The sequence below is a fragment of the Stenotrophomonas sp. 107298_Sma genome (assembly GCF_056480345.1).
This window is the reverse complement of the sequence record NZ_CM151094.1, coordinates 4,458,917-4,479,211: the sequence shown is the minus strand read 5'-3', so window position 1 is coordinate 4,479,211 and position 20,295 is coordinate 4,458,917. Positions and strand designations below refer to the sequence as shown.

Annotated in this window: 16 protein-coding genes; 6 read left to right on the top strand and 10 right to left on the bottom strand. The window is 68.2% G+C overall.

Features of this window, described 5'->3' with window-relative positions:
• Nucleotides 1–112: 112 nt before the first annotated feature.
• The 3 genes from ACZK2G_RS20690 to baeS form a co-directional block, all read right to left on the bottom strand.
• Nucleotides 113–643 (bottom strand): gamma carbonic anhydrase family protein, encoded by a 531-nt coding sequence (locus ACZK2G_RS20690; protein WP_295380699.1) that lies wholly within the window; start codon nucleotides 641–643, stop codon nucleotides 113–115.
• Between the two features lie 134 nt (nucleotides 644–777).
• Entirely contained in the window at nucleotides 778–1,467 is a 690-nt protein-coding gene (locus ACZK2G_RS20685) for a response regulator (RefSeq protein ID WP_295380700.1), read from the bottom strand.
• Entirely contained in the window at nucleotides 1,464–2,855 is a 1,392-nt protein-coding gene (baeS, locus tag ACZK2G_RS20680; RefSeq protein ID WP_478474259.1) for a sensor histidine kinase efflux regulator BaeS, read from the bottom strand. Before baeS ends, ACZK2G_RS20685 begins: the two co-directional genes overlap by 4 nt.
• Before the next feature lie 128 nt (nucleotides 2,856–2,983).
• Here baeS and smeA point away from each other — a divergent pair, with 128 nt between their 5' ends.
• Genes smeA through smeC form a run of 3 tightly spaced genes read left to right on the top strand, consistent with a single transcriptional unit; the run spans nucleotide 2,984 to nucleotide 8,754 of the window.
• A complete protein-coding gene (gene smeA, locus ACZK2G_RS20675) occupies nucleotides 2,984–4,180 on the top strand; it encodes a multidrug efflux RND transporter periplasmic adaptor subunit SmeA (protein ID WP_295380702.1) in 1,197 nt (398 codons plus the stop codon).
• A gap of 12 nt (nucleotides 4,181–4,192) precedes the next feature.
• Nucleotides 4,193–7,342 (top strand): multidrug efflux RND transporter permease subunit SmeB, encoded by a 3,150-nt coding sequence (gene smeB / locus ACZK2G_RS20670; protein WP_478474258.1) that lies wholly within the window; start codon nucleotides 4,193–4,195, stop codon nucleotides 7,340–7,342.
• Nucleotides 7,339–8,754, top strand: a complete 1,416-nt coding sequence (gene smeC / locus ACZK2G_RS20665) for a multidrug efflux transporter outer membrane subunit SmeC (RefSeq protein ID WP_337302344.1) — start codon at nucleotides 7,339–7,341, stop codon at nucleotides 8,752–8,754. The genes smeB and smeC overlap by 4 nt, the downstream gene beginning before the upstream one ends.
• Nucleotides 8,755–8,916: 162 nt before the next feature.
• Here the strand turns inward: smeC and mnmG are convergent, their stop codons facing one another.
• Nucleotides 8,917–10,806, bottom strand: coding sequence for a tRNA uridine-5-carboxymethylaminomethyl(34) synthesis enzyme MnmG (gene mnmG / locus ACZK2G_RS20660; RefSeq protein WP_295376509.1), 1,890 nt, complete (start codon nucleotides 10,804–10,806; stop codon nucleotides 8,917–8,919).
• A 548-nt stretch (nucleotides 10,807–11,354) separates the two neighbouring features.
• Entirely contained in the window at nucleotides 11,355–11,840 is a 486-nt protein-coding gene (locus ACZK2G_RS20655) for a hypothetical protein (RefSeq protein ID WP_012512405.1), read from the bottom strand.
• A 159-nt stretch (nucleotides 11,841–11,999) separates the two neighbouring features.
• Here ACZK2G_RS20655 and ACZK2G_RS20650 point away from each other — a divergent pair, with 159 nt between their 5' ends.
• Together ACZK2G_RS20650 and ACZK2G_RS20645 are read left to right on the top strand one after the other, a co-directional pair.
• Nucleotides 12,000–12,962: a pyridoxal-phosphate dependent enzyme gene (locus ACZK2G_RS20650; protein ID WP_136639192.1), complete on the top strand. Its 963-nt coding sequence runs from the start codon at nucleotides 12,000–12,002 to the stop codon at nucleotides 12,960–12,962.
• A complete protein-coding gene (locus tag ACZK2G_RS20645) occupies nucleotides 12,947–13,591 on the top strand; it encodes a YdcF family protein (RefSeq protein ID WP_041864602.1) in 645 nt (214 codons plus the stop codon). Before ACZK2G_RS20650 ends, ACZK2G_RS20645 begins: the two co-directional genes overlap by 16 nt.
• A 167-nt stretch (nucleotides 13,592–13,758) precedes the next feature.
• Here ACZK2G_RS20645 and bioC read toward each other — a convergent pair whose 3' ends face one another.
• The 5 genes from bioC to bioB all read right to left on the bottom strand — a co-directional run bounded on the left by bioC (nucleotide 13,759) and on the right by bioB (nucleotide 18,596).
• Nucleotides 13,759–14,643, bottom strand: coding sequence for a malonyl-ACP O-methyltransferase BioC (gene bioC / locus ACZK2G_RS20640; RefSeq protein ID WP_136639191.1), 885 nt, complete (start codon nucleotides 14,641–14,643; stop codon nucleotides 13,759–13,761).
• A 12-nt stretch (nucleotides 14,644–14,655) separates the two neighbouring features.
• Nucleotides 14,656–15,435 (bottom strand): SDR family oxidoreductase, encoded by a 780-nt coding sequence (locus ACZK2G_RS20635; protein ID WP_478474257.1) that lies wholly within the window; start codon nucleotides 15,433–15,435, stop codon nucleotides 14,656–14,658.
• A 29-nt stretch (nucleotides 15,436–15,464) separates the two neighbouring features.
• Complete coding sequence (gene bioH / locus ACZK2G_RS20630; protein WP_478474256.1) at nucleotides 15,465–16,244, bottom strand: pimeloyl-ACP methyl ester esterase BioH; 780 nt, start codon at nucleotides 16,242–16,244, stop codon at nucleotides 15,465–15,467.
• A 17-nt stretch (nucleotides 16,245–16,261) separates the two neighbouring features.
• On the bottom strand, nucleotides 16,262–17,485 hold the full coding sequence (gene bioF, locus ACZK2G_RS20625; protein ID WP_136639188.1) for an 8-amino-7-oxononanoate synthase: 1,224 nt from the start codon (nucleotides 17,483–17,485) through the stop codon (nucleotides 16,262–16,264).
• 67 nt (nucleotides 17,486–17,552) lie between these two features.
• The gene (gene bioB, locus ACZK2G_RS20620; protein WP_478474254.1) at nucleotides 17,553–18,596 is read right to left on the bottom strand and encodes a biotin synthase BioB; all 1,044 of its coding nucleotides are present in this window, start codon (nucleotides 18,594–18,596) and stop codon (nucleotides 17,553–17,555) included.
• 203 nt (nucleotides 18,597–18,799) lie between these two features.
• On the opposite strand from bioB, the gene ACZK2G_RS20615 reads away from it, so the two are divergent.
• Nucleotides 18,800–20,152, top strand: coding sequence for a chloride channel protein (locus ACZK2G_RS20615; RefSeq protein WP_478474253.1), 1,353 nt, complete (start codon nucleotides 18,800–18,802; stop codon nucleotides 20,150–20,152).
• The last annotated feature ends 143 nt before the right edge of the window (nucleotides 20,153–20,295 follow it).

Below are 20,295 nucleotides of genomic sequence, written 5' to 3'. Positions count from 1 at the left end.
CCTTCGTTGTGGGCGCCGGAGTCCTCTCCAGCAGGCAGCCACAGGCATGGGGTTCTCGACAGGTCCTGGTCGGGCCCAGACTTTAACAGAGCCGCATGGCGGCGTTGGCCGCTCAGCCCAGGTATTCATCCTTCAGCCGCACGTAGTGGTCGGCTGAGTAATGCAGCGCTTCGATCTCCTTGTCGCTCAGCGTGCGTGCCGGACGGGCCGGATTGCCCACCCACAGCTCACCTTCACCCACCACCTTGCCCGGGCCGATCACCGCACCGGCACCGACGAAGCCATGGCGCTCCACGCGGGCGCCATCGAGGATGCAGGCACCCATGCCGATCAGGCTGTAATCGCCGATCGTGCAGGCGTGGATGATGCAGCCGTGGCCGACCGTCACGCCTTCGCCGATCAGGGTCGGGTAGCCGGCCTTGTTGTACGGGCTGTGGTGGCTGACGTGGATGATGGTGCCGTCCTGCACGTTGGTGCGTGCACCGATGCGCACATGGTTGACGTCGCCGCGGATGACCGTGCCCGGCCACACCGACACGTCGTCGGCCAGTTCCACGTCACCGATGAGGGTGCAGGCCGGATCGATGTACACGCGCTCGCCGAGGACGGGCATCTTGTCGCGGAAAGGGCGCAGCGGGTTCATCGGTGTCTCCGGAAATCAGGGCGTTCACGACGATGATACCTGCGTGGTGCGCACGGGTAGTGCCGGCCGCTGGCCGGCAACCACGGAAATCCAGGCGTGCCGCGCGGTTGCCGGCCAGCGGCCGGCACTACCCGCTACGGTTCGTAGCTGTAGCCCATGCCATACACCGAACGGATCGGCTCGCCTTCCATGCCGGCATCGGCCAGCTTGCGGCGCAGGTTGCGCACGTGGCTGTCGACGGTACGGTCGACCACCACGCGGTGGTCCAGGTACAGCCGGTCGAGCAGTTCGTCGCGGGCCCAGATCCGGCCCGGCGTGGCCAGCAGGGTACGCAGCAGGCGGTACTCCACCGGCGTCAGGTCCAGGCCCTTGCCGTTCCAGGTGGCGCGTGCCGCCGGTTCGTCGATATGCAGGCCGCCGTTGGCGCGTGCACCCGGGTCCGGGCGGTAGCGGCGCAGCACCGCTACCACCCGCGCGACGACTTCGCGCGGACTGAACGGCTTGCAGATGTAGTCGTCGGCACCGATCTCCAGGCCCAGCAGGCGGTCGATCTCTTCCACCCGTGCAGTGACCATGATCACCGGCACGTCGCTGCTGGCGCGCAGCTCGCGGCAGAGGTCCACGCCATCGCGCTGCGGCAGCATCAGGTCCAGCAGCACCAGGTCGGGCTGGTAGCGCGCAAACGTCTCGATCACCTGGCCGCCGTCATCCACCCATTCGCTGTCCATGCCGGCAGCGGCCAGGTAGTCGCGCAGTACCGAGGCCAACCGCGGCTCGTCCTCGACGATCAGTATCTTCGCGGGCGCGACGGGGGACGTGCTCATGCAGGCTCCGGCAGGGTGATGGCCACGCGCAGGCCGCCCCGTGGCGAGGGCTCGGCGTGGATGTGGCCGTGGTGGGCGAGGATGATGTTGTGGCTGATGGCCAGGCCCAACCCGCTGCCACCGCTGGCACGGTTGCGCGAGCTCTCAACCCGGTAGAAGCGCTCGAACAGCAGCGCGCACTTGTCAGCCGGTACGCCCGGAGCGGTGTCTTCCACGATCAGCTGCACGCCTGCAGGCACGCGCGCGGCCTGCACATGCACGCGGCCGCCGGTATGGGTGTAGCGCAGCGCGTTCTCCAGCAGGTTGGCCAGTACCTGCTGCAGGCGTCGCTCGTCGCCGGACACCTGCAGCGGTGTGGCGGGTAGATCTTCTTCCAGCGACAGGCCTGCGTTGGCGAAGCGCACGCGCATGCCATTGAGTTCGCTGCGCAGCAGCGCCACCAGGTCCAGCGGCGCGAAGCGGTAGGCGAGGCCGCCAGACTGGGTCATCGACAGGTCGTGCAGGTCGTCGACCAGCTTGCCCAGCTGGCGGATCTCGCTCTGCAGGCCACCGAGGTTGGCGCGGTCCAGCGGGCGGATGCCGTCCTCGATCGCCTCCAGCTCGGCGCGCACCACCGCCAGTGGTGTGCGCAGCTCGTGCGAGATGTCGGCGATGAACGCGCGGCGATTGCGCTCGGTATCGTCCAGCGCCTGTGCCATCCGGTTGAAGTCGTTGACCAGTGCGTCCAGCTCGTCATCGCTGGTGCGCTCGATGCGGGTGGCATAGTCGCCTGCAGCGAGCCGATGGGTGGCCGCAGCCAGCTTGGCCAGGCGCTGGCGCAGCGCACGCGACACCAACCAGGCCAGCAGCACCGTCACCAGCAGCAGGGCGACGCCGATCACCCACCAGGCGCGCACCTGGGTGTTGTAGAAGTTCAGATCGTTGGTGGCGATGACCGTCTGGAATGGCACCATGCCCAGCCAGCCGACGGTGTGCCCGTCCAGCTGCACCGGATGCGGCTCGTCATCACTGGTGGCATCGGGGTTGCCGGCCACGAACCGGTGCTGCGCATCGAACAGGCCCAGCCGCGACGGTACGCCGGTCTGGTCGGACAGCGGCGGCACCGGGCCCTCATGCCCATGGGCCAGATCCGGACGCAGCAGCCGCGCCCAGCGATCACTGTCACCGCGCAGATGCTCCCAGCCACCGTGCGCGCTGTACTCGCGCTGCAGGTGTGGCATCAGGCGCTGCATGCGCAGGTCGCCCTGGTCGTTGAGGTAGTCCAGGAAGCCGGTCTGGAATGCCACGCGGCTGGCAATGCCGTTCACTGCCAGCACCAGCAGGCAGGCGGTGAAGATCGCGAGGAAGGTCTTCGCGGTCAGGCCGAATTTGAGTCGAATCTTCACCATCGCGGGGCCATTAGCGGCGCATGTGGCGCTGAAAGCAAGCGCCAGCTGAGCTGGTCGCAGATTCTCCATATTCTCTGCACAGTTCCACGGCAGCGTGCACGGGTCAACGCAAGGCCCCCACGCCCCCCATGTCACTCCCGCGCCTGCTGTACCGCTCTCCCCATCCATTGTTGTTGCCCCTGCTGATGTCCCTGGCGGCCTGTACGGCGGGCAGGACCGACGCCCCGGCCACGCCTGAAGTGGGCGTCATTACCGCCAGCGCGCAGCCGCTGGCGCTGCAGCAGACCCTGCCCGGTCGCGCGGTGCCGTTCGAGGTGTCCGAGGTGCGGCCACAGATCGGCGGGTTGATCCGCCAGCGTTTGTTCACCGAAGGCCAGCAGGTCAAGGCCGGCCAGCTGCTGTACCAGGTCGATCCGGCGCCGTACCAGGCCGCCTTCGATACCGCGCGTGGCCAGCTGGCGCAGGCCGAGGCCACCGTGCTGTCGGCGCAGCCGAAGGCCGAGCGCACCCGCACGCTGCTGGGCCTGGATGCGGCCAGCAAGCAGGACGCCGACGATGCCACCTCGGCGCTGAAGCAGGCACAGGCCAATGTGATCGCCGCGCGCGCTGCGCTGCAGGCCGCCCGCATCAACCTCGACTACACGAGGGTGACCGCACCGATCGCGGGCCGCATCGGCACCTCCAGCGTCACTGCCGGCGCGCTGGTCGCTGCAGGACAGGAAGCGGCGCTGGCGACCATCCAGCGGTTGGACCCGGTGTACCTGGATGTCACTCAGTCCAGCACGCAGATGCTGGCACTGCGCAAGCAGCTTGATGCCGGCCTGGTGAAGGCCATCGACGGCAAGGCGCAGGTGAAGGTGCTGCTGGAGGACGGCAGCACCTATGCCCATGAAGGCACGCTGGAGTTTGTCGGTAGCGCGGTCGATCCGGGTACCGGTAATGTGGTGTTGCGCGCGGTCATTCCGAACCCGGACGGTCTGCTGCTGCCGGGCATGTACCTGAAGGCGGTGCTGCCGATGGCCACCGATGCGCGTGCCCTGCTGGTGCCGCAGAAGGCGGTGCTGCGCAATGAACGCGGCGAGCCGCTGCTGCGCCTGCTCGATGCCAAGGACCACGTGGTCGAGCGCCGGGTCAGTACCGGCCAGGTGGTGGGCAACCAGTGGCAGATCATGCAGGGGCTGAAAGCCGGTGAGCGGGTAATCGTCAGCAACGGCAGTGCGGTAGCGCTCGGCCAGCAGGTGAAGGCGGTCGCAGCCACCACCGCGCAGCTGGCCGCCATGCCGGCGATCGACCCGAACGGCAACACCGACGAAAAGTCGCACTGAGGCCCGCCGCGCATGGTTCGCTTCTTCATCGACCGGCCGATCTTTGCCTGGGTGATCGCCATCGCGGTCAGCCTGCTCGGCCTGCTCGCGATCCTGATCCTGCCGGTGGACCGCTACCCGCAGATCGCCCCGCCCACCATCACCATCCGCGCCACCTACACCGGCGCCTCGTCACAGACCGTGGAAAACGCGGTCACCCAGGTCATCGAGCAGTCCCAGCAGAGCCTGGACCACCTGATGTACATGACCTCCACCAGCGCCTCGGACGGCTCGGCGCAGGTCAACCTGGTGTTCGCTACCGGTACCAATCCGGACACTGCACAGGTGCAGGTGCAGAACCAGCTGCAGGCGGCTATGGCGACGCTGCCGCAGGCGGTGCAGCAGAACGGCCTGACCATCACCAAGTCCAGTGGCTCGATCTTCGAGGTGCTGTCGTTCACCAGCGAAGACGGCAGCATGGACAACTTCGATGTCGCCAACTTCATGGAAGCGCGCATCGACGACCAGATCAGCCGTGTCAGCGGCGTCGGCAACATCCAGCCGATCGGCCAGGAATACGCGATGCGTATCTGGCTGGACCCGGAGAAGATGCGCCAGTACGCGCTGATGCCGTCGGACATCGAAACCGCACTGCAGGCGCAGAATACCGACGTGTCGGCCGGTGAACTGGGTGGCCAGCCGGCGCTGAAGGGCCAGCAGCTGGACGCCACGGTGACCGCGCGCAGCCGCCTGCACACGCCCGAGCAGTTCGCGCAGGTGGTACTCAAGGCCGATGCCAATGGCAGCGTGGTGCATCTGGGCGACGTGGCGACGATCGGCCTGGGCCCGGAGAGCTACGACAGCATCAGCACCTTCAACGGCAAGCCGTCGGCCTCGCTGGGCATTGAACTCAATGCCGGTGCGAACGCGATCGCCGTCTCCAAGGCCATCGATGCACGGCTTCAGCAGCTGCAGAAGTACTGGCCGCATGGCTACACCGCCCACGTGGCATTCACCACCACGCCGTTCGTGACCATCTCGCTGAAGGAAGTGGTGATCACCCTGATCGAGGCGATCGCACTGGTCGTGCTGGTGATGTACCTGTTCCTGCAGAACTGGCGGGCCACGCTGATCCCGACCATCGCGGTGCCGGTGGTGCTGCTGGGCACGTTCGGCGTGCTGGCCGCGTTCGGCTATTCGATCAACACACTGACCATGTTCGCGCTGGTGCTGGCCATCGGCCTGCTGGTGGACGATGCCATCGTGGTGGTGGAGAACGTGGAGCGGGTGATGACCTTCGAAGGGCTGGCACCGAAGCCGGCCACGCTGAAGGCAATGGGCCAGATCACCGGTGCGCTGGTCGGCATCGTGCTGGTGCTGACCGCGGTGTTCCTGCCGATGGCGTTCTTCAGCGGTGTCACCGGCGTGATCTATCGCCAGTTCTCGGTCACGATCGCTGCTGCGATGATCCTGTCGGTGCTGGTGGCGATGACCATCACGCCGGCGCTGTGCGGCAGCATCCTGCATCAGATTCCCAAGGGCGGCCACCCACATGGTGACCACGGCGGCGAGCCGAGCCTGCTGGGCAAGTTCTTCATCTGGTTCAACCACCGCTTCGAGCGCACCTCCAACGGCCTGCGCCAGCGCGTGGATGGTTTCCTTGGCCGGCGCACGCTGGGCGTGCTGTTCTACCTGGTGCTGAGCATGGCCACCGGCCTGCTGCTGTGGCACCTGCCGGGCGCGTTCCTGCCCGATGAGGACCAGGGCATGCTCAACGCGCTGGTGAAGCTGCCGGCCGGTTCCACCCTGGAGCAGACCCGCGCGGTGATGGGCCGCCTCAGTGCCGCCGCGGTGAAGGACAACAGTGTGCTGTCGATCCAGGCAACTGCCGGTTTCAGTGTTACCGGCAGCGGCCAGAACGTCGGCCAGGCCTTCATCCGGCTCAAGGATTGGGATGACCGCAAGGACGATGCCGATACCATCGCCGCGCGGCTGACCGCAGCCATGGCCAGCGTGCCCGATGCGCAGGTGTTCATCACCTCGCCACCGGCCATCCTCGGCCTGGGCGATGCCGGTGGTTTCACCCTGGAACTGCAGGACGAAGGCGGTGCCGGCCATGCCGCCGCCGTGGCCGCGCGCAACACGCTGCTGAAGGAGGCCGCCAAGGATCCGAAGCTGGTCAACGTGCGTTATGCCAGCCTGGAAGACGCGCCGGTGTACGCCGTGAAGGTGGACGACGCCAAGGCGCAGGCCATGGGCGTGAATCCGCAGGACATCAATGACACCTTGAACGCGGCGCTGGGCGGCGACTTCGTCAACAACTTCATCTACAAGGGCCGCATCAAGAAGGTGTTCATCCAGGGCACCGCTGAAGCACGCATGCAGCCGCAGGACATCGAGCGCTGGAGCGTGCGCAACCAGGCCGGCCAGATGGTGCCGCTGTCGTCGCTGGTCAGCAGCCACTGGACCAGCGCGCCGGCCGCGCTGCAGCGCTACAACGGCGTATCGGCGATGGAAATCACCGGCCAGCCGGCGCCAGGCGTCAGCTCTGGCGAGGCGATGGCCGAGATCGCGCGCCTGGCCGACACACTGCCGGAAGGCTTCAGCCATGCCTGGTCGGACATGGCCTACCAGGAGCAGCTGTCAGGCAACCAGGCGCCCATGCTGTACGCCATCTCGCTGCTGTTCGTGTTCCTGTGCCTGGCCGCGCTGTATGAAAGCTGGGCGGTGCCGTTCGCGGTGATGCTGGCGGTGCCGGTGGGCGTGTTCGGTGCCGTGCTGATGATGAACCTGCGTGGCCTCAACAACGACGTGTACTTCCAGGTCGGCCTGCTGACCACGATTGGTCTGGCAGCGAAGAACGGCATCCTGATCGTCGAGTTCGCGCGCATCCTCGAACAGCAGGGCAAGAGCACCCGCGAAGCGATCCTGCAGGCGGTCTATCTGCGGTTGCGGCCGATCGTGATGACCTCGCTGGCGTTCCTGATGGGTGTGTTGCCGCTGGTATTCGCCACTGGCGCCGGTTCGGCCGCGCGCCGTTCGCTGGGTACCGGCGTGGCCGGCGGTACGGTCGCCTCGATGGTGCTGGGCATGTTCTTCGTGCCGTTGTTCTATCTGCTGGTGCGCCGCATGTTCCCGGGCCGTGCGCCGGCCGAAGCCACTGCCACGGAGGCAAGCCCATGAAGCTGATGCTGCTGCGCGCCCTGGCGGCCGCAACGATGACCACCGTGCTGGGCGGCTGCGTGAGCATGGCCCCGCACTACCAGCTTCCCGAAGCACCGGTGCCGGCACAGTTCGACAATGCCGCAACGGGCGAGGCCGGGCCGGCATTGGCGATGCCGGCCTGGCGCGAAGTGTTCCTGGAGCCGCGCCTGCAGCAGGTCATCGCGCTGGCACTGCAGAACAACCGCGACCTGCGCGTGGCGGTGCTGCAGGTGGAGAAGGAACGCGCGCAATACCGCATCCAGCGCGCGGCGCTGCTGCCATCGGTGGATGCCAGCGGCAGCGTCACCCGCTCGCGGGTGAGTGATGCCAACAGCGAGACCGGTACCACTCAGGTGACCGAATCCGATGCGGTGCAGGTGGGTATCAGCAGCTGGGAACTGGACTTGTTCGGGCGCATCCGCAGTCTGAAGAACGAGGCGCTGCAGAACTGGCTGGCCAGCGCCGAGAACCAGCGCGCCGCGCGCACCAGCCTGGTGGCCGAAGTGGCGACGGCGTGGCTGGCGCTGGCGGCGGACGAGCAGTCTCTGGCGTTCACCCGGCAGACCCTGGACAGCCAGCAGCAGACCCTGCAGCGCACCGAGGCCCGCCACGCACAGGGGTTGGCCTCGGGCCTGGACCTGTCGCAGGTGCAGACCAGCGTGGAAGCCGCGCGCGCTGCGCTGGCCAGGCTGCAGACCCAGCAGGCGCAGGATCGTGATGCGCTGCAGTTGCTGGTGGGCGCTCCGCTTGACGCGGCGTTGCTGCCCAGCGCGCAGGCGCTGGATGGCACCGTGGCGCTGGCACCGCTGCCGGCCAACCTTCCCTCAAGCGTGCTGCTGCAGCGCCCGGACGTGCTGTCCGCCGAGCACGCACTGCAGGCGGCCAATGCCGATATCGGCGCTGCGCGCGCCGCGTTCTTCCCGACGCTGACGCTGACCGCCAACTACGGCCACAGTTCCACCGTGTTGTCGACGCTGTTCTCGGCCGGTACCCGCGGTTGGTCGTTCGCACCCAGCATCACTGCGCCGATCTTCCACGCCGGCGCGTTGAAGGCCTCTCTGGATGCCTCGAAGATCGGCAAGGACATCGGCATCGCCCAGTACGAGAAGGCAATCCAGCAGGCCTTCAGCGAAGTGGCCGATGCGCTGGCCACGCGTGATCACCTGGTTGCGCAAATGGAAGCGCAGCGTGCACTGGTCGCCGCCAGCCAGCGCAGCTACACGCTGGCCGATGTGCGTTACCGCACCGGGCTGGACGGCTATCTGCAGGCGCTGGATGCACAGCGCAGCCTGTATGCCGCGCAGCAGGACCTGATTGCGTTGCAGCAGCAGGAGGCGGGCAACCGGGTGACGTTGTTCAAGGTGCTGGGAGGTGGCGCCGACGCACGGTAACGCGCCTGCGCGGGTGTGTGCGTCTTCCGCTCCGGTGGGTGCCGACCTTGGTCGGCACGGAAGCATGCGATCAGATGATTCGTGCCGACCAAGGTCGGCACCCACCAGGGCAGAGCTATGTGCCGACCAAGGTCTGCAGCCACCAGAAGCAGGTGCGACCGCTTACGCCACGCGGCCGCGGCGTGCGCGCTCCAGGTGCACCAGCAGCAGCGAGATCGCCGCGGGGGTCATGCCCGGGATGCGCTGCGCCTGACCGATGGTCTGCGGCCGCACGCGCTCCAGCTTCTGCAGTGCTTCGGCCGACAGCCCGCGCACGGTCGCGTAATCGAAGGCCTCAGCGATCGGCGTGGCCTCATGCCGCTGCTGGCGCTCGATCTCCTCGCGCTGGCGATCCAGGTAACCGGCGTACTTCACGCCGATCTCCACCTGCTCGGCCACCTTGCCGTCGGTCACCGCCGGGCCCAGCGAGGGCACCTGCATCAGCTTGGCGTAATCCAGCTCGGGGCGCTTGATCAGGTCCAGTACGTTGGTTTCGCGGCTGACCGCCACGCCCAGCGTTTCGTTCACTTCGCGGCCCAGCGCATTGGCCGGGGTCGCCCAAAGCGCGCCCAGTCGCGCGCGCTCGGCGTCCACCGCCGCCTGCTTGGTCTCGAATGCGCTCCAGCGGCGATCATCGACCAGGCCCATCCCGCGGCCGACCGGGGTCAGGCGCTGGTCGGCGTTGTCTTCGCGCAGCTGCAGCCGGTACTCGGCGCGGCTGGTGAACATGCGGTACGGCTCGTTGGTGCCGTGGGTGATCAGGTCATCCACCAGCACGCCCAGGTACGCCTCGTCGCGGCGCGGGCACCAGCCCTCCAGCCCGCGCACCTGGCGCGCGGCGTTGAGGCCGGCCAGCAGGCCCTGCGCGGCCGCTTCTTCATAGCCGGTAGTACCGTTGATCTGGCCGGCGAAGAACAGGCCGTTGACCAGCTTGGTTTCCAGCGACGCCTTCAGGCCGCGCGGATCGAAGAAGTCGTACTCGATCGCATAGCCGGGGCGGGTGATGTGCGCGTTCTCGAACCCGCGGATGCTGCGCACCATCTCCAGCTGCACGTCGAACGGCAGCGAGGTGGAGATGCCGTTGGGGTAGATCTCGACGATGCCCAGGCCTTCGGGTTCGACGAAGATCTGGTGGCTGGCCTTCTCGGCGAAGCGCACCACCTTGTCCTCGATGGACGGGCAGTAGCGCGGGCCGATACCTTCGATCTGGCCGCTGTACAGCGGCGAGCGATGCAGCGCGTCGCGGATGATCTGGTGGGTCTGTTCGGTGGTGTGGGTGATCCAGCAGCTGACCTGCTGCGGATGCTCGTCCACCGAGCCGAGGAAGGACATCACCGGCCGCGGCGTATCGCCGGGCTGCTCGTCCATCACGCTGTAGTCCAGCGAGCGGCCATCGATGCGCGGCGGCGTACCGGTCTTCAGGCGGTCGACCTGGAACGGGCGCTCGCGCAGGCGCGCGGCCAGCGTGGTGGCCGGCGGGTCGCCCATGCGGCCGGCGGCGTACTGGGTCGGCCCGACATGGATCTTGCCGGCCAGGAAGGTGCCGGCGGTCAGCACCACCGCTTCGGCGTCGAAGCGCAGGCCGGTCTGGGTGATGACCCCGCGCACGGCGTCACCCTCGATCACCAGATCGTCTACTGCGGCCTGGAACACGGTCAGGTTGGCCTGGCCTTCGACAATGGCGCGGATCGCCATGCGGTACAGGTTGCGGTCGGCCTGGCAGCGGGTGGCACGCACGGCCGGACCCTTGGAGGCGTTGAGCGTGCGCCACTGGATGCCGGCGCGGTCGGCGGCATGCGCCATCGCACCGCCAAGGGCGTCGATTTCCTTGACCAGGTGGCCCTTGCCGATGCCGCCGATGGCCGGGTTGCAGCTCATCGCGCCCACCGTCTCGATGTTGTGGGTCAGCAGCAGGGTGCGCACGCCGGTGCGGGCCGCGGCCAGCGCGGCTTCGGTGCCAGCGTGGCCACCGCCGATGACGATGACGTCGTAACGATGGAAGGACGGGTTCATGGGTGCTGTTCAGCTGGATGCGGGCGCGGCCGGGGGCGGCGCCGGGGTGGCGATTTTAGCGCCATTCCGGGCCGGGACGTCGTCGCCAGGCGCCTGGCGTCGAAATCAGCCCTAAAGTTGGCAGGATTTTTGCAGATAACCCAATAGCACCCACCGTGGCTGGCGCCGTAGGCGCCCGTGACCGGAATTGGAACAGGGGCCGGTACAGGCGCACGGTGGGGGAGCAGGGGGCCGGCAGTCGGGGGACTGTCCGGCCCTGTTTTTTTGGGGTTACCGGGAAAGCTCCATCCACGCATGGCATGGATCTACTGAAGCCGGGGCTGTCGCCGGTTGGCGACCCGTCAAAACAAACGGCCCCGCATTGCGGGGCCGTCTGCTTTCAGAGGTGCCGACATCCGACAGGGCCGGAACAGGGGGGATCCAGATGTTCCTGTCGGATATCGACGTAGAGCTTTTTGCGGCGGCCCGTGTCGTTTTTGTCACTTTGTGACGCGGGCCGTCACCATCCCCGTAGATTGCGGCTTAGACCGTGTGAAATGCAAGACGGTTCAGCGCTCAACTGTGCGCTGCGTCCCACGATCCATGTTGCGCCAGGGGGAACCGTTCATCCTCGGTGCGCTCGGCGCCGGCGCCGGACGCGCCTGCGGCGGGGGCGCCGATGGCTGCACGTTGGACTGCGGCGGGCGTCGCATCGAATCCATGTTCCGCCACGGCGAACCCCCGTTGTAGGACGGGCGCGACGGCGGCGGACGGTTCTCGCCGCCATTGCCCGGACGCGGCGGCGGGCGGTGATTGTGCGGCGGGCGGTAGATCGGGCGCGAGTAGTACGGATTGCCGTAGCCACCGTAGTAACCGCCATAGCCGCCGTAGTACGGGTAGCCGGAGTTGTAGGGATAGCCGGCCGGGTAGCGGTATTCCACCGACGGCGCACCGTGGTAGTAGCCGCCACCGCGGCCACCGCCGACGTAGTCGTAGGTGGTGCAGCCGGTGAGGGCCAGCATCAGGCCACCGGCAAGCATCAAGCGCGTTTTCATGGTGGGTCCCCCCAGAGGACGGGTGTGCAGTCAGCTTCGTGCGCGGGCATTGAATCGACCCTTAATTCCACCGGTCAGGATGAATGGAGGTGAAGGCTCGCATGCTGGCATGACCTGTGCCCCGGTCGCCAGCGCGGGGGCATACGTTAATCTTGCGTCATGAGCGATTCACTGTTGCCCCGCGCCGACGACGTCCTGCTTGCTGCCGCGAGGATCGCCCCGCATGCCAGCGTGACCCCGGTGCTGCGCTCGCACACGCTCGATGCGCTGGCCGGGGCACAGCTGGCCTTCAAGGCCGAGCACCTGCAGCGTGGTGGCGCGTTCAAGTTCCGCGGTGCCTGCAATGCGGTGTGGTCGCTGGATGCCGGCCGCGCCGGTGCCGGCGTGGTGACCCATTCGTCGGGCAACCATGGCGCCGCGCTGGCGCTGGCCGCGCGCACCCGGGGCATTCCCTGCCATGTGGTGGTGCCGGAAGGCGCGGTGGCGGCCAAGCTGGCCAATATTGCCCGGCATGGCGCCACGCTCTGGCACTGCCCGCCGACCATCGCCGACCGTGAAGCCACCTGCGCCAAGGTACAGGCTGATACCGGCGCAACCCTGGTCCATCCCTATACCGACCCGGCGGTGATGGCCGGACAAGGCACCGCTGCCCTGGAACTGCTGCACAGCGACGGCCCGTTCGACGTCCTGGTGGTGCCGGTGGGCGGCGGCGGCCTGGCCACCGGCACTGCGCTGGCCCTGCAGCACGCCAGCCCGCAGACCCGGCTGGTGCTGGCCGAACCGGCCGGCGCCGATGACACCGCGCGCTCGCTGGCTGCAGGCGAGCGTCTGGGCGCGTTCACCCCGGACACCATCTGCGATGGCCTGCGCACGCTGATCGGCGCGCCCAACTTCGCGCTGCTGCGCGCGGCCGGCGCCGAGGTGATCGTGGTCGACGACGCGTCGACAATGGCCGCGATGCGCCTGTTGTGGGAGGTCCTCAAGCAGGTGGTCGAACCGTCCTCGGCCACCGTGCTGGCCGCAGTGCTGGCGCAACCTGAGCGCTTTGCAGGGCTGCGCGTCGGGCTGGTGCTGTCCGGTGGTAACGTCGACCTGCCAGCGCTGCGCTGGGGGGCGCCGTGAGCCGCGACCGGCAGCGGCATCGCACCGGCCTGCTGGGCTGGCTGTGGCGGCTGTTTGTCCTGCTGGTGATCTGGCTGCTGGGCGTGACCGCGTGGATCGTGTGGGTTGGTGAACGCGACCAGGCCGCCAAGGCCGACGCCATCATCGTGCTCGGCGCGGCGGCCTATGACGCCAAGCCGTCACCGGTGTTCGAAGAGCGCATCCGCCACGGCCTGGATCTGTACGAGGCCCGCTACGCGCCGCTGCTGATCTTCACCGGTGGCTATGGCGGCACCGGTGCACGCTTTTCCGAATCACAGGTGGCGCGGCGCTACGCGCTCAAGCACGGCATCCCGGACGATGCGATCCTGATCGAGACCGCCTCGCGCAACACCGTGCAGAATCTGGTCGAAGCCAAGCGGTTGATGGAGCAGCGTGACCTGCACCGGGTGATCATTGTCAGTGACCCGCTGCACATGGCGCGCGCGCTGCGCCTGAGCAAGGCACTGGGGATCGACGCGCTGGCCTCGTCCACGCCCAGCACGCGCTTCCGCAGCTTCCACACCAGCTGGCGCTTCCTGGTGCAGGAGATCTACTTCTTCCACCGCGACCTGGTGCGCCCGCCGCTGAGTTCGCCGGCCAATACCTGAGGCGGAAGCCTGCTTGGTGTGGGTGCCAACCTTGGTTGGCACAATGCCGGCCGCAACGCGATCTGGCGTGCTGTGCCAACCAAGGTTGGCACCTACCAGTGCGGGTTGCGCCCGGTAGCGCCGGGCCATGCCCGGCGGTGCCTTTCAATCCCGGCGGTGCCTTTCAATTACGTCTGCCTGCGCCGGATCGGAATCGCCGACACCGGTACCGATGCCACGTCATGCCCACCCTCGCGGATCGGCGCGCCCGGGTCCGGCGCCCAGGCGTGGGCATAGATCACTTCCCAGCTGCTCGGCAGCTTGCCGTCGGCGCGGCGCATCGGCTCGTAGGCGGCCGCAGCAGCAGCGAAGCGGCCACGCCCGGTCAGCGTGTGGCGGCGGTCGACGCGGGCATTCGTTGCGCCCATCGCACGCAGTTCGCGCATCAGCGAGGGCAGGTCGTCGTAGGTCAGGGTGAACAGGTCGCGGTCCAGCACCGGGTCGCGGAAGCCGGCCATCATCAGCGCATCGCCGAACTGGGCGATCTGCGCGAAGCGGCTCACGTGCGGGCGGTCATCGGCAGCGGCGAATGCCTCGTTGAGTTCGATCAGGGTTTCCGGGCCGAAGGTCGAGCACACCAGCAGGCCGCCTGGTTTGAGTACGCGGCGGAACCCGGCGAACACCGCCGGCAGGTCGTCCACCCACTGCAGGCACAGGTTGCTGAAGATCACGTCCACGCTGTTGTCGGCCAGCGGCAGCGCGGCGGCGTCGCCGCACAGGCGCTGGAACGGCTTCCACCAGCCGGCCTGGCGCTTGGCCTGGTCCAGCATCGGCAGCGCCACGTCCAGTGCGATCACCTGCGCCTTCGGCCAGCGCTTCTTCATCAGCGCGCTGGCGTGTCCGGTACCGGCACCGATGTCCAGCACCACCTCGGGCTTGCGTGCCTCCAGGTAGTCCAGCGATTCGATCAGCCGCGACTGCACCTCGCGCTGCAGGGCGGCGGCGGCATCGTAGCTGTTGGCGGCGCGGGCGAACGCGCGGCGGACGTGGCGGGCATCGAAGTGGGACGGCATTGCAGGAGTCTCTTAGAACGTACCGGGGTAGGCGCCGCCATCGATCAGCAGGTTCTGCCCGGTGAGGTAACCGGCCTGTGCGCTGCACAGGAAGGCGCAGGCGGCGCCGAACTCATCCGGCGTGCCGAAGCGGCAGGCGGGGATCTGCTGGCGGCGGCGTTCGGCCACTTCGCCAGCATCGCCGTCCTTGCCGGCACTGTGGGCGAAGTTGGCACGCAGGCGGTCGGTGTCGAACTGGCCGGGCAGCAGGTTGTTGATGGTGACGTTGTGGGCCACGGTGCGGCGCGACAGGCCGGCGACGAAGCCGGTCAGGCCACTGCGCGCGCCATTGGACAGCGCCAGGATGTCGATCGGGGCTTTCACCGCCGATGAGGTGATGTTGACGATGCGGCCGAAGCTGCGCTCGATCATAGCGTCGACGGTGGCGCGGATCAGCGCGATCGGCGCCAGCATGTTGGCGTCCAGCGCAGCGATCCAGTCGTCGCGCTCGAAGGTGCGGAAATCACCGGGCGGCGGGCCACCGGCGTTGTTGACCAGAATGTCCACCTGCGGGCAGGCGGCCAGCGCTGCGGTACGGCCGGCCTCGGTAGTGACGTCGGCGGCGACCGTGCGTACTTCAGCGGCGCCGGCCAGTGCGCGCAGCTCCTCGGCAGCCTGCTGCAGCGCCGTTTCGCCACGAGCCACGATCACCACGTTGACGCCCTCGCGCACCAGCGCACGCGCGCAGCCCAGACCCAGCCCCTTGCTTGCGCCGCAGACCAGTGCCCAGCGGCCATTGATACCCAGATCCATGCGTCAGTCCTGCGGAATTCGGAAGGCGCTCATTGTCCGCCATCGGCCGGTGACAGGCCGGCAACGAAGTGTTGCAACGCGGTGGCCACCTCATCGGCATGGCCGAGGAAGGGCGCGTGTCCGCCATGGGCGATGGTCAGCACCTGTCCGCCCGGGGCCAGCGCTGCAGCGGCCTGCATCGCTGCTGGCGAAACCAGCCGGTCGCGTTGGCCGGCGATCCACAGGCTGGGCTTGCCCAGCGTCGGCAGCGCGCCACGCAGGTCGGTGCTTTCCAGCAGCCGCAGGCCTTCCAGCAGCGCGCGTTCGGTGGGCGCACCGCGCTCGACCAGGCGCTGGCGCAGGGTGCGCAGCTCTTCGCGGGCGTGCGCCGAGCCCATCACGTCCAGGGCGAGGAAGCGTTCCAGGGTGCCGGCGAAATCGGTGGCCAGCTCACGCCCGAACTGCTCGAACACGGCCGGTTCCACCGCGTGCGGCCAATCTTCGCCACGTACGAAGCGCGGTGTGGCGGCGATCATCGCCAGCCCACGCACCTTCGGCAGCGTCGCTGCCGCGTGCAGCGCGAACAATCCGCCCAGCGACCAGCCGCACCACACCGCCGGTGGCGTGGCCGCAGCAATCGCGTTGACCACGAACGGCAGGCGCAGCGGCGTGGTGTCGTCGCGGCTGTGGCCATGGCCGGGAAGGTCGACCAGGTGCAGGGTGAACCGGTCCGCCAGGCGCTGCACCAGCGGTGCAAACACGCCGCCCTGCAGGGCCCAGCCGTGGATCAGAACCAGGTCCGGCCCGCGGCCGGTGACTTCAATATGCATGGGGAACTACACGGAACTCAGGCAAAAGCGGGCAGCGGCGGTGGCGCGGCTTCACGCGCGGCCAGGGTCACGCGGTCGCGCGCGCTGGCGATGGCCTCGACCAGGCCGCGCACCTGTTCCGGCGTATGCAGTGCGGACAGCGTGACGCGCAGCCGCGCCTTGCCTTCCGGCACCGTCGGCGGGCGGATCGCACCGACCAGCCAGCCGGCCTGTTCCAGCGTCGTGGACATCGCCACGGCCGCGTGGTCATCACCGCACAGCAGCGGTTGGATCGGTGTATCCGAGGCCATCAGGTCCAGCCCATGGCGACGGGCTTCGCTGCGGAACAGCGCGATCAGGTCGGCCAGCTTGGAACGGCGCCAGTGGTCACGGCGCGCCAGGCGTACCGCTTCCAGTGCGGCAGCGGCCATCGCCGGTGGCACTGCGGTGGTGTAGATGTAGGGGCGTGCGGTTTCGGCCAGGTGCTCGATCAGGTCGTCGCGGCCCAGTACCAGTGCGCCGGAACCGCCCAGCGCCTTGCCCAGCGTGACCAGCTGCAGCGGCACATCGTCCACGCCCAGACCAGCGGCCGCGACGGCGCCGCGGCCATCACCGACCACGCCTACACCGTGTGCGTCATCGACGTAGAACAGCGCCTGCTGCAGGCGTGCCACAAGCGACAACGCGCGCAGCGGTGCGATGTCGCCATCCATGCTGAAGACACCGTCGGTGGCCAGCATCGCCGCGCCATCCGGCGCGTGCTTGAGCTGACGCATTGCGCCCTCCGCATCCAGATGCGGATAGCGGCGCAGGCGTGCACCCGCCAGCCGCGTGGCATCGAGCAGGCTGGCGTGGTTGAGCTTGTCCTGCACGCAGACGTCGTTCTCTTCGCTCAGCAGCGCCTGCTGCACCGCCAGGTTGGCGGCGAAGCCACTGCCGAACAGCAGCGCACGCGGATAGCCCAGCCACTCGGCCACTTCGCGTTCAAGCGCTTCGTGCATGGCGTGATGGCCGCAAACCAGGTGCGAGGCACCGGCACCGGCACCCTCACGCGCCGCGGCGTCCTGCAACGCGTTGACCACGCTGAACTGCTGGGCCAGGCCCAGGTAGTCGTTGCTGCAGAAGCCCGTCAGCCACTGGCCGTCCACCTCCAGGCGCACGCCATCACGACGGGTGACCGTGCGTCGCGGGCGGCGACGGCCTTGGGCATCGCGCAGGGCGCGTTGGGCGTGGAGGCGGGCGGTCAGGTCGGGGCGGGCCATGGCGGCTGAATGCGACGACGGGGCGGCTAGGGTAGCGCGTTGCCGCGACGCCTGCCTGCATCCCGTCTCAGGCCGCGTGAGCGCAGCCACAGCGGGGCGTATCGGCGCTGATATCGGCGTGCACGGTGCCGCCGTGGTCGTGGCCCTCGGCATCCACCTGCACCGCCATCGGCTGCAGTCCCAGCCGCGCGAACAGCGCCAGGTCGCGCTCGCTCTCCGGGTTGCCGGTGGTCAGCAGTTTGTCGCCGTAGAAGATGGAGTTGGCGCCAGCGACGAAGCACAGCGCCTGCAGTTCATCGCTCATCGCCTCGCGACCGGCCGACAGCCGCACCATCGAGCGCGGCATGACGATGCGTGCCACCGCGATCATGCGCACGAACTCGAACGGATCCAGTTCGGCGCTGCCATGCAGCGGCGTGCCCGCCACCTGCACCAGCTTGTTGATCGGCACCGAATCGGGGTGTGCCGGCAACGTGGCCAGCGCCAGCAGCAGGCCGACGCGCTGCGCGCGCGTCTCGCCCATGCCGACGATGCCGCCGCAGCAGGTCTTCAGGCCGGCATCGCGCACGTGCTCCAGCGTATCCAGGCGGTCCTGGTACTGGCGCGTGTGGATGATTGAATCGTAGTAGTCCGGCGCGGTATCGAGGTTGTGGTTGTAGTAGTCCAGTCCGGCGTCCTTCAGCGCACGTGCCTGCTCGCCACTGAGCATGCCCAGCGTGGCGCAGGTCTCCAGGCCCAGTGCCTTCACCCCGGCGATCATCGCCGCCACCTTCGGGATGTCGCGGTCCTTTGGTGAACGCCACGCGGCGCCCATGCAGAAGCGCGACGCACCGGCGGCCTTGGCCTGGCGTGCCTTGGCCAGCACCGCATCGGTCTCCATCAGCTTCTGCGCGTTCACCCCGGTGTTGTAGCGCTGCGCCTGCGGGCAGTACGCGCAGTCTTCCGGGCAACCACCGGTTTTCACCGACAGCAGCGTGGAGACCTGCACCTGCGAGGGGTCGAAGTGCTCGCGATGGACCGCTGCGGCGCGGAACAGCAGCTCGGGGAACGGCAGATCGAACAGCGCCTGCAGTTCGTCGTGTTGCCAGTCGTGGCGGATGGCAGCAGCCATGGCGGGACCTTGGGTACGAGTGGAGCGAGGGCGGCAGTGTGGGTGGGTGCGTCCGGACTGTCAACCATCTATTAATCAAAATAGTTTACAGACGGGCCGCTCAATCAAGTCCGAAGGATGCGCCGCATTTCACCGCATCCTGCAAGGCCTCTGGCCACAGTGGCCGCTGCCCAACGCAAGCGCTGGCGCGCAGACTCTTTCCCATGATCGATCTTTACCGCCTCCGCGGCCGTATCACCGCGCTGGTTCTCAGCGAGGCCTGGCGCCGCCGCGCCGCGCTCTGGGGCGGCGCCGTGGCCGTGGCACTGGTGGCGATCCTGTTCGCCAAGGCCAGCGACGCCGCGTTCCACCTGTTCCAGCGCATCACCTCGCACTCGCCGTGGTGGGCCCTGCTGCTCACGCCGGGCATCTTCGCGCTGTTGGCCTGGCTGACCGCGGGCGTGCTGAAACCCACCCGCGGCAGCGGCATTCCGCAGGTCATCGCTGCGTTGGACAAGCCAGATGAGTCGTTCCGGAAAACCAACCTTTCGCCTGCGGTGTCGGCCGGCAAGTTGCTGCTGACCTCGTTGTCGCTGCTCGGCGGCGCCTCGGTCGGGCGCGAGGGGCCCACCGTGCATGTGGGCGCGAGCCTGATGTATCTGTTCGGCCGCTGGTTCGGCTTCAAGGATCCACGCGAGCTCTCGCACTTCCTGCTGGCGGGCGGCGCGGCAGGCATCGCGGCGGCGTTCAACACGCCGCTGGCCGGTATCGTCTTCGCCATCGAAGAGCTCAGCGGCCGCTTCGAGCATCGCTTCTCAGGCACGTTGCTGACCGCGGTGATCGTCGGTGGCGTGGTGTCGCTGGGCCTGCTGGGCAACTACACCTACTTCGGCCATGTGAGCGCACGCCTGCCGCTCGGCCAGGGGTGGCTCGCGATCCTGCTGTGCGGCGTGGTGGCCGGGTTGCTGGGAGGCCTGTTCGCGCGTGCGGTGCTGGCGAGTGCGGCGGGCCGCCCGCGTTGGCTCGGGCAACTGCGGCAGCGGCATCCGGTTCTGTTGGCCGCAGGCTGCGGTCTGGTGGTGGTGCTGCTCGCCCTGGTCTTCGGTGAAGGCGCGTTCGGCACCGGCTACGAGCAAGCGCGCAGCCTGGTACAGGGGCAGGCGATGGTCGGCCACGAGTTCGGGTTGATGAAGCTGCTGGCGAACCTGGCGTCCTATGTGGCGGGCATTCCCGGTGGCCTGTTCTCGCCGGCGCTGGCGGTCGGTGCCGGACTGGGCCACAACCTGGCGGTCCTGATGCCCGGCGTGGACCCGCGCGCGTTCGTGCTGCTGGGTATGTGCGCTTACCTGACCGGCGTTACCCAGGCCCCGCTGACCTCGGCGGTGATCTCGCTGGAGCTGACCGACAGCGGCGATCTGCTGCTGCCGATCCTGGCCACGGTTCTGATCGCGCGTGGCGTGTCCGGGTTGGTGTGCCGCGTGCCGATCTACCGTGGGTTGGCGGAGTTGTTGATGGTGCCTGCGCCTGCGCATGAAGATGCCGAGGACCGCGGCCGGGACACCACCGCGGGGCGTTGAGCCTCTTCCGATCCGCTGCTGTGCTTCATCGCGCCGGAGCGATGCACGGTCAGGGCGCGCGGGCCAATAGCGTCAGCCGTCGCGAGCGTTGTCGATAGGTATCGCCCATTGCTGTGATCAGCGCGATCAATCCGCCTTCCATC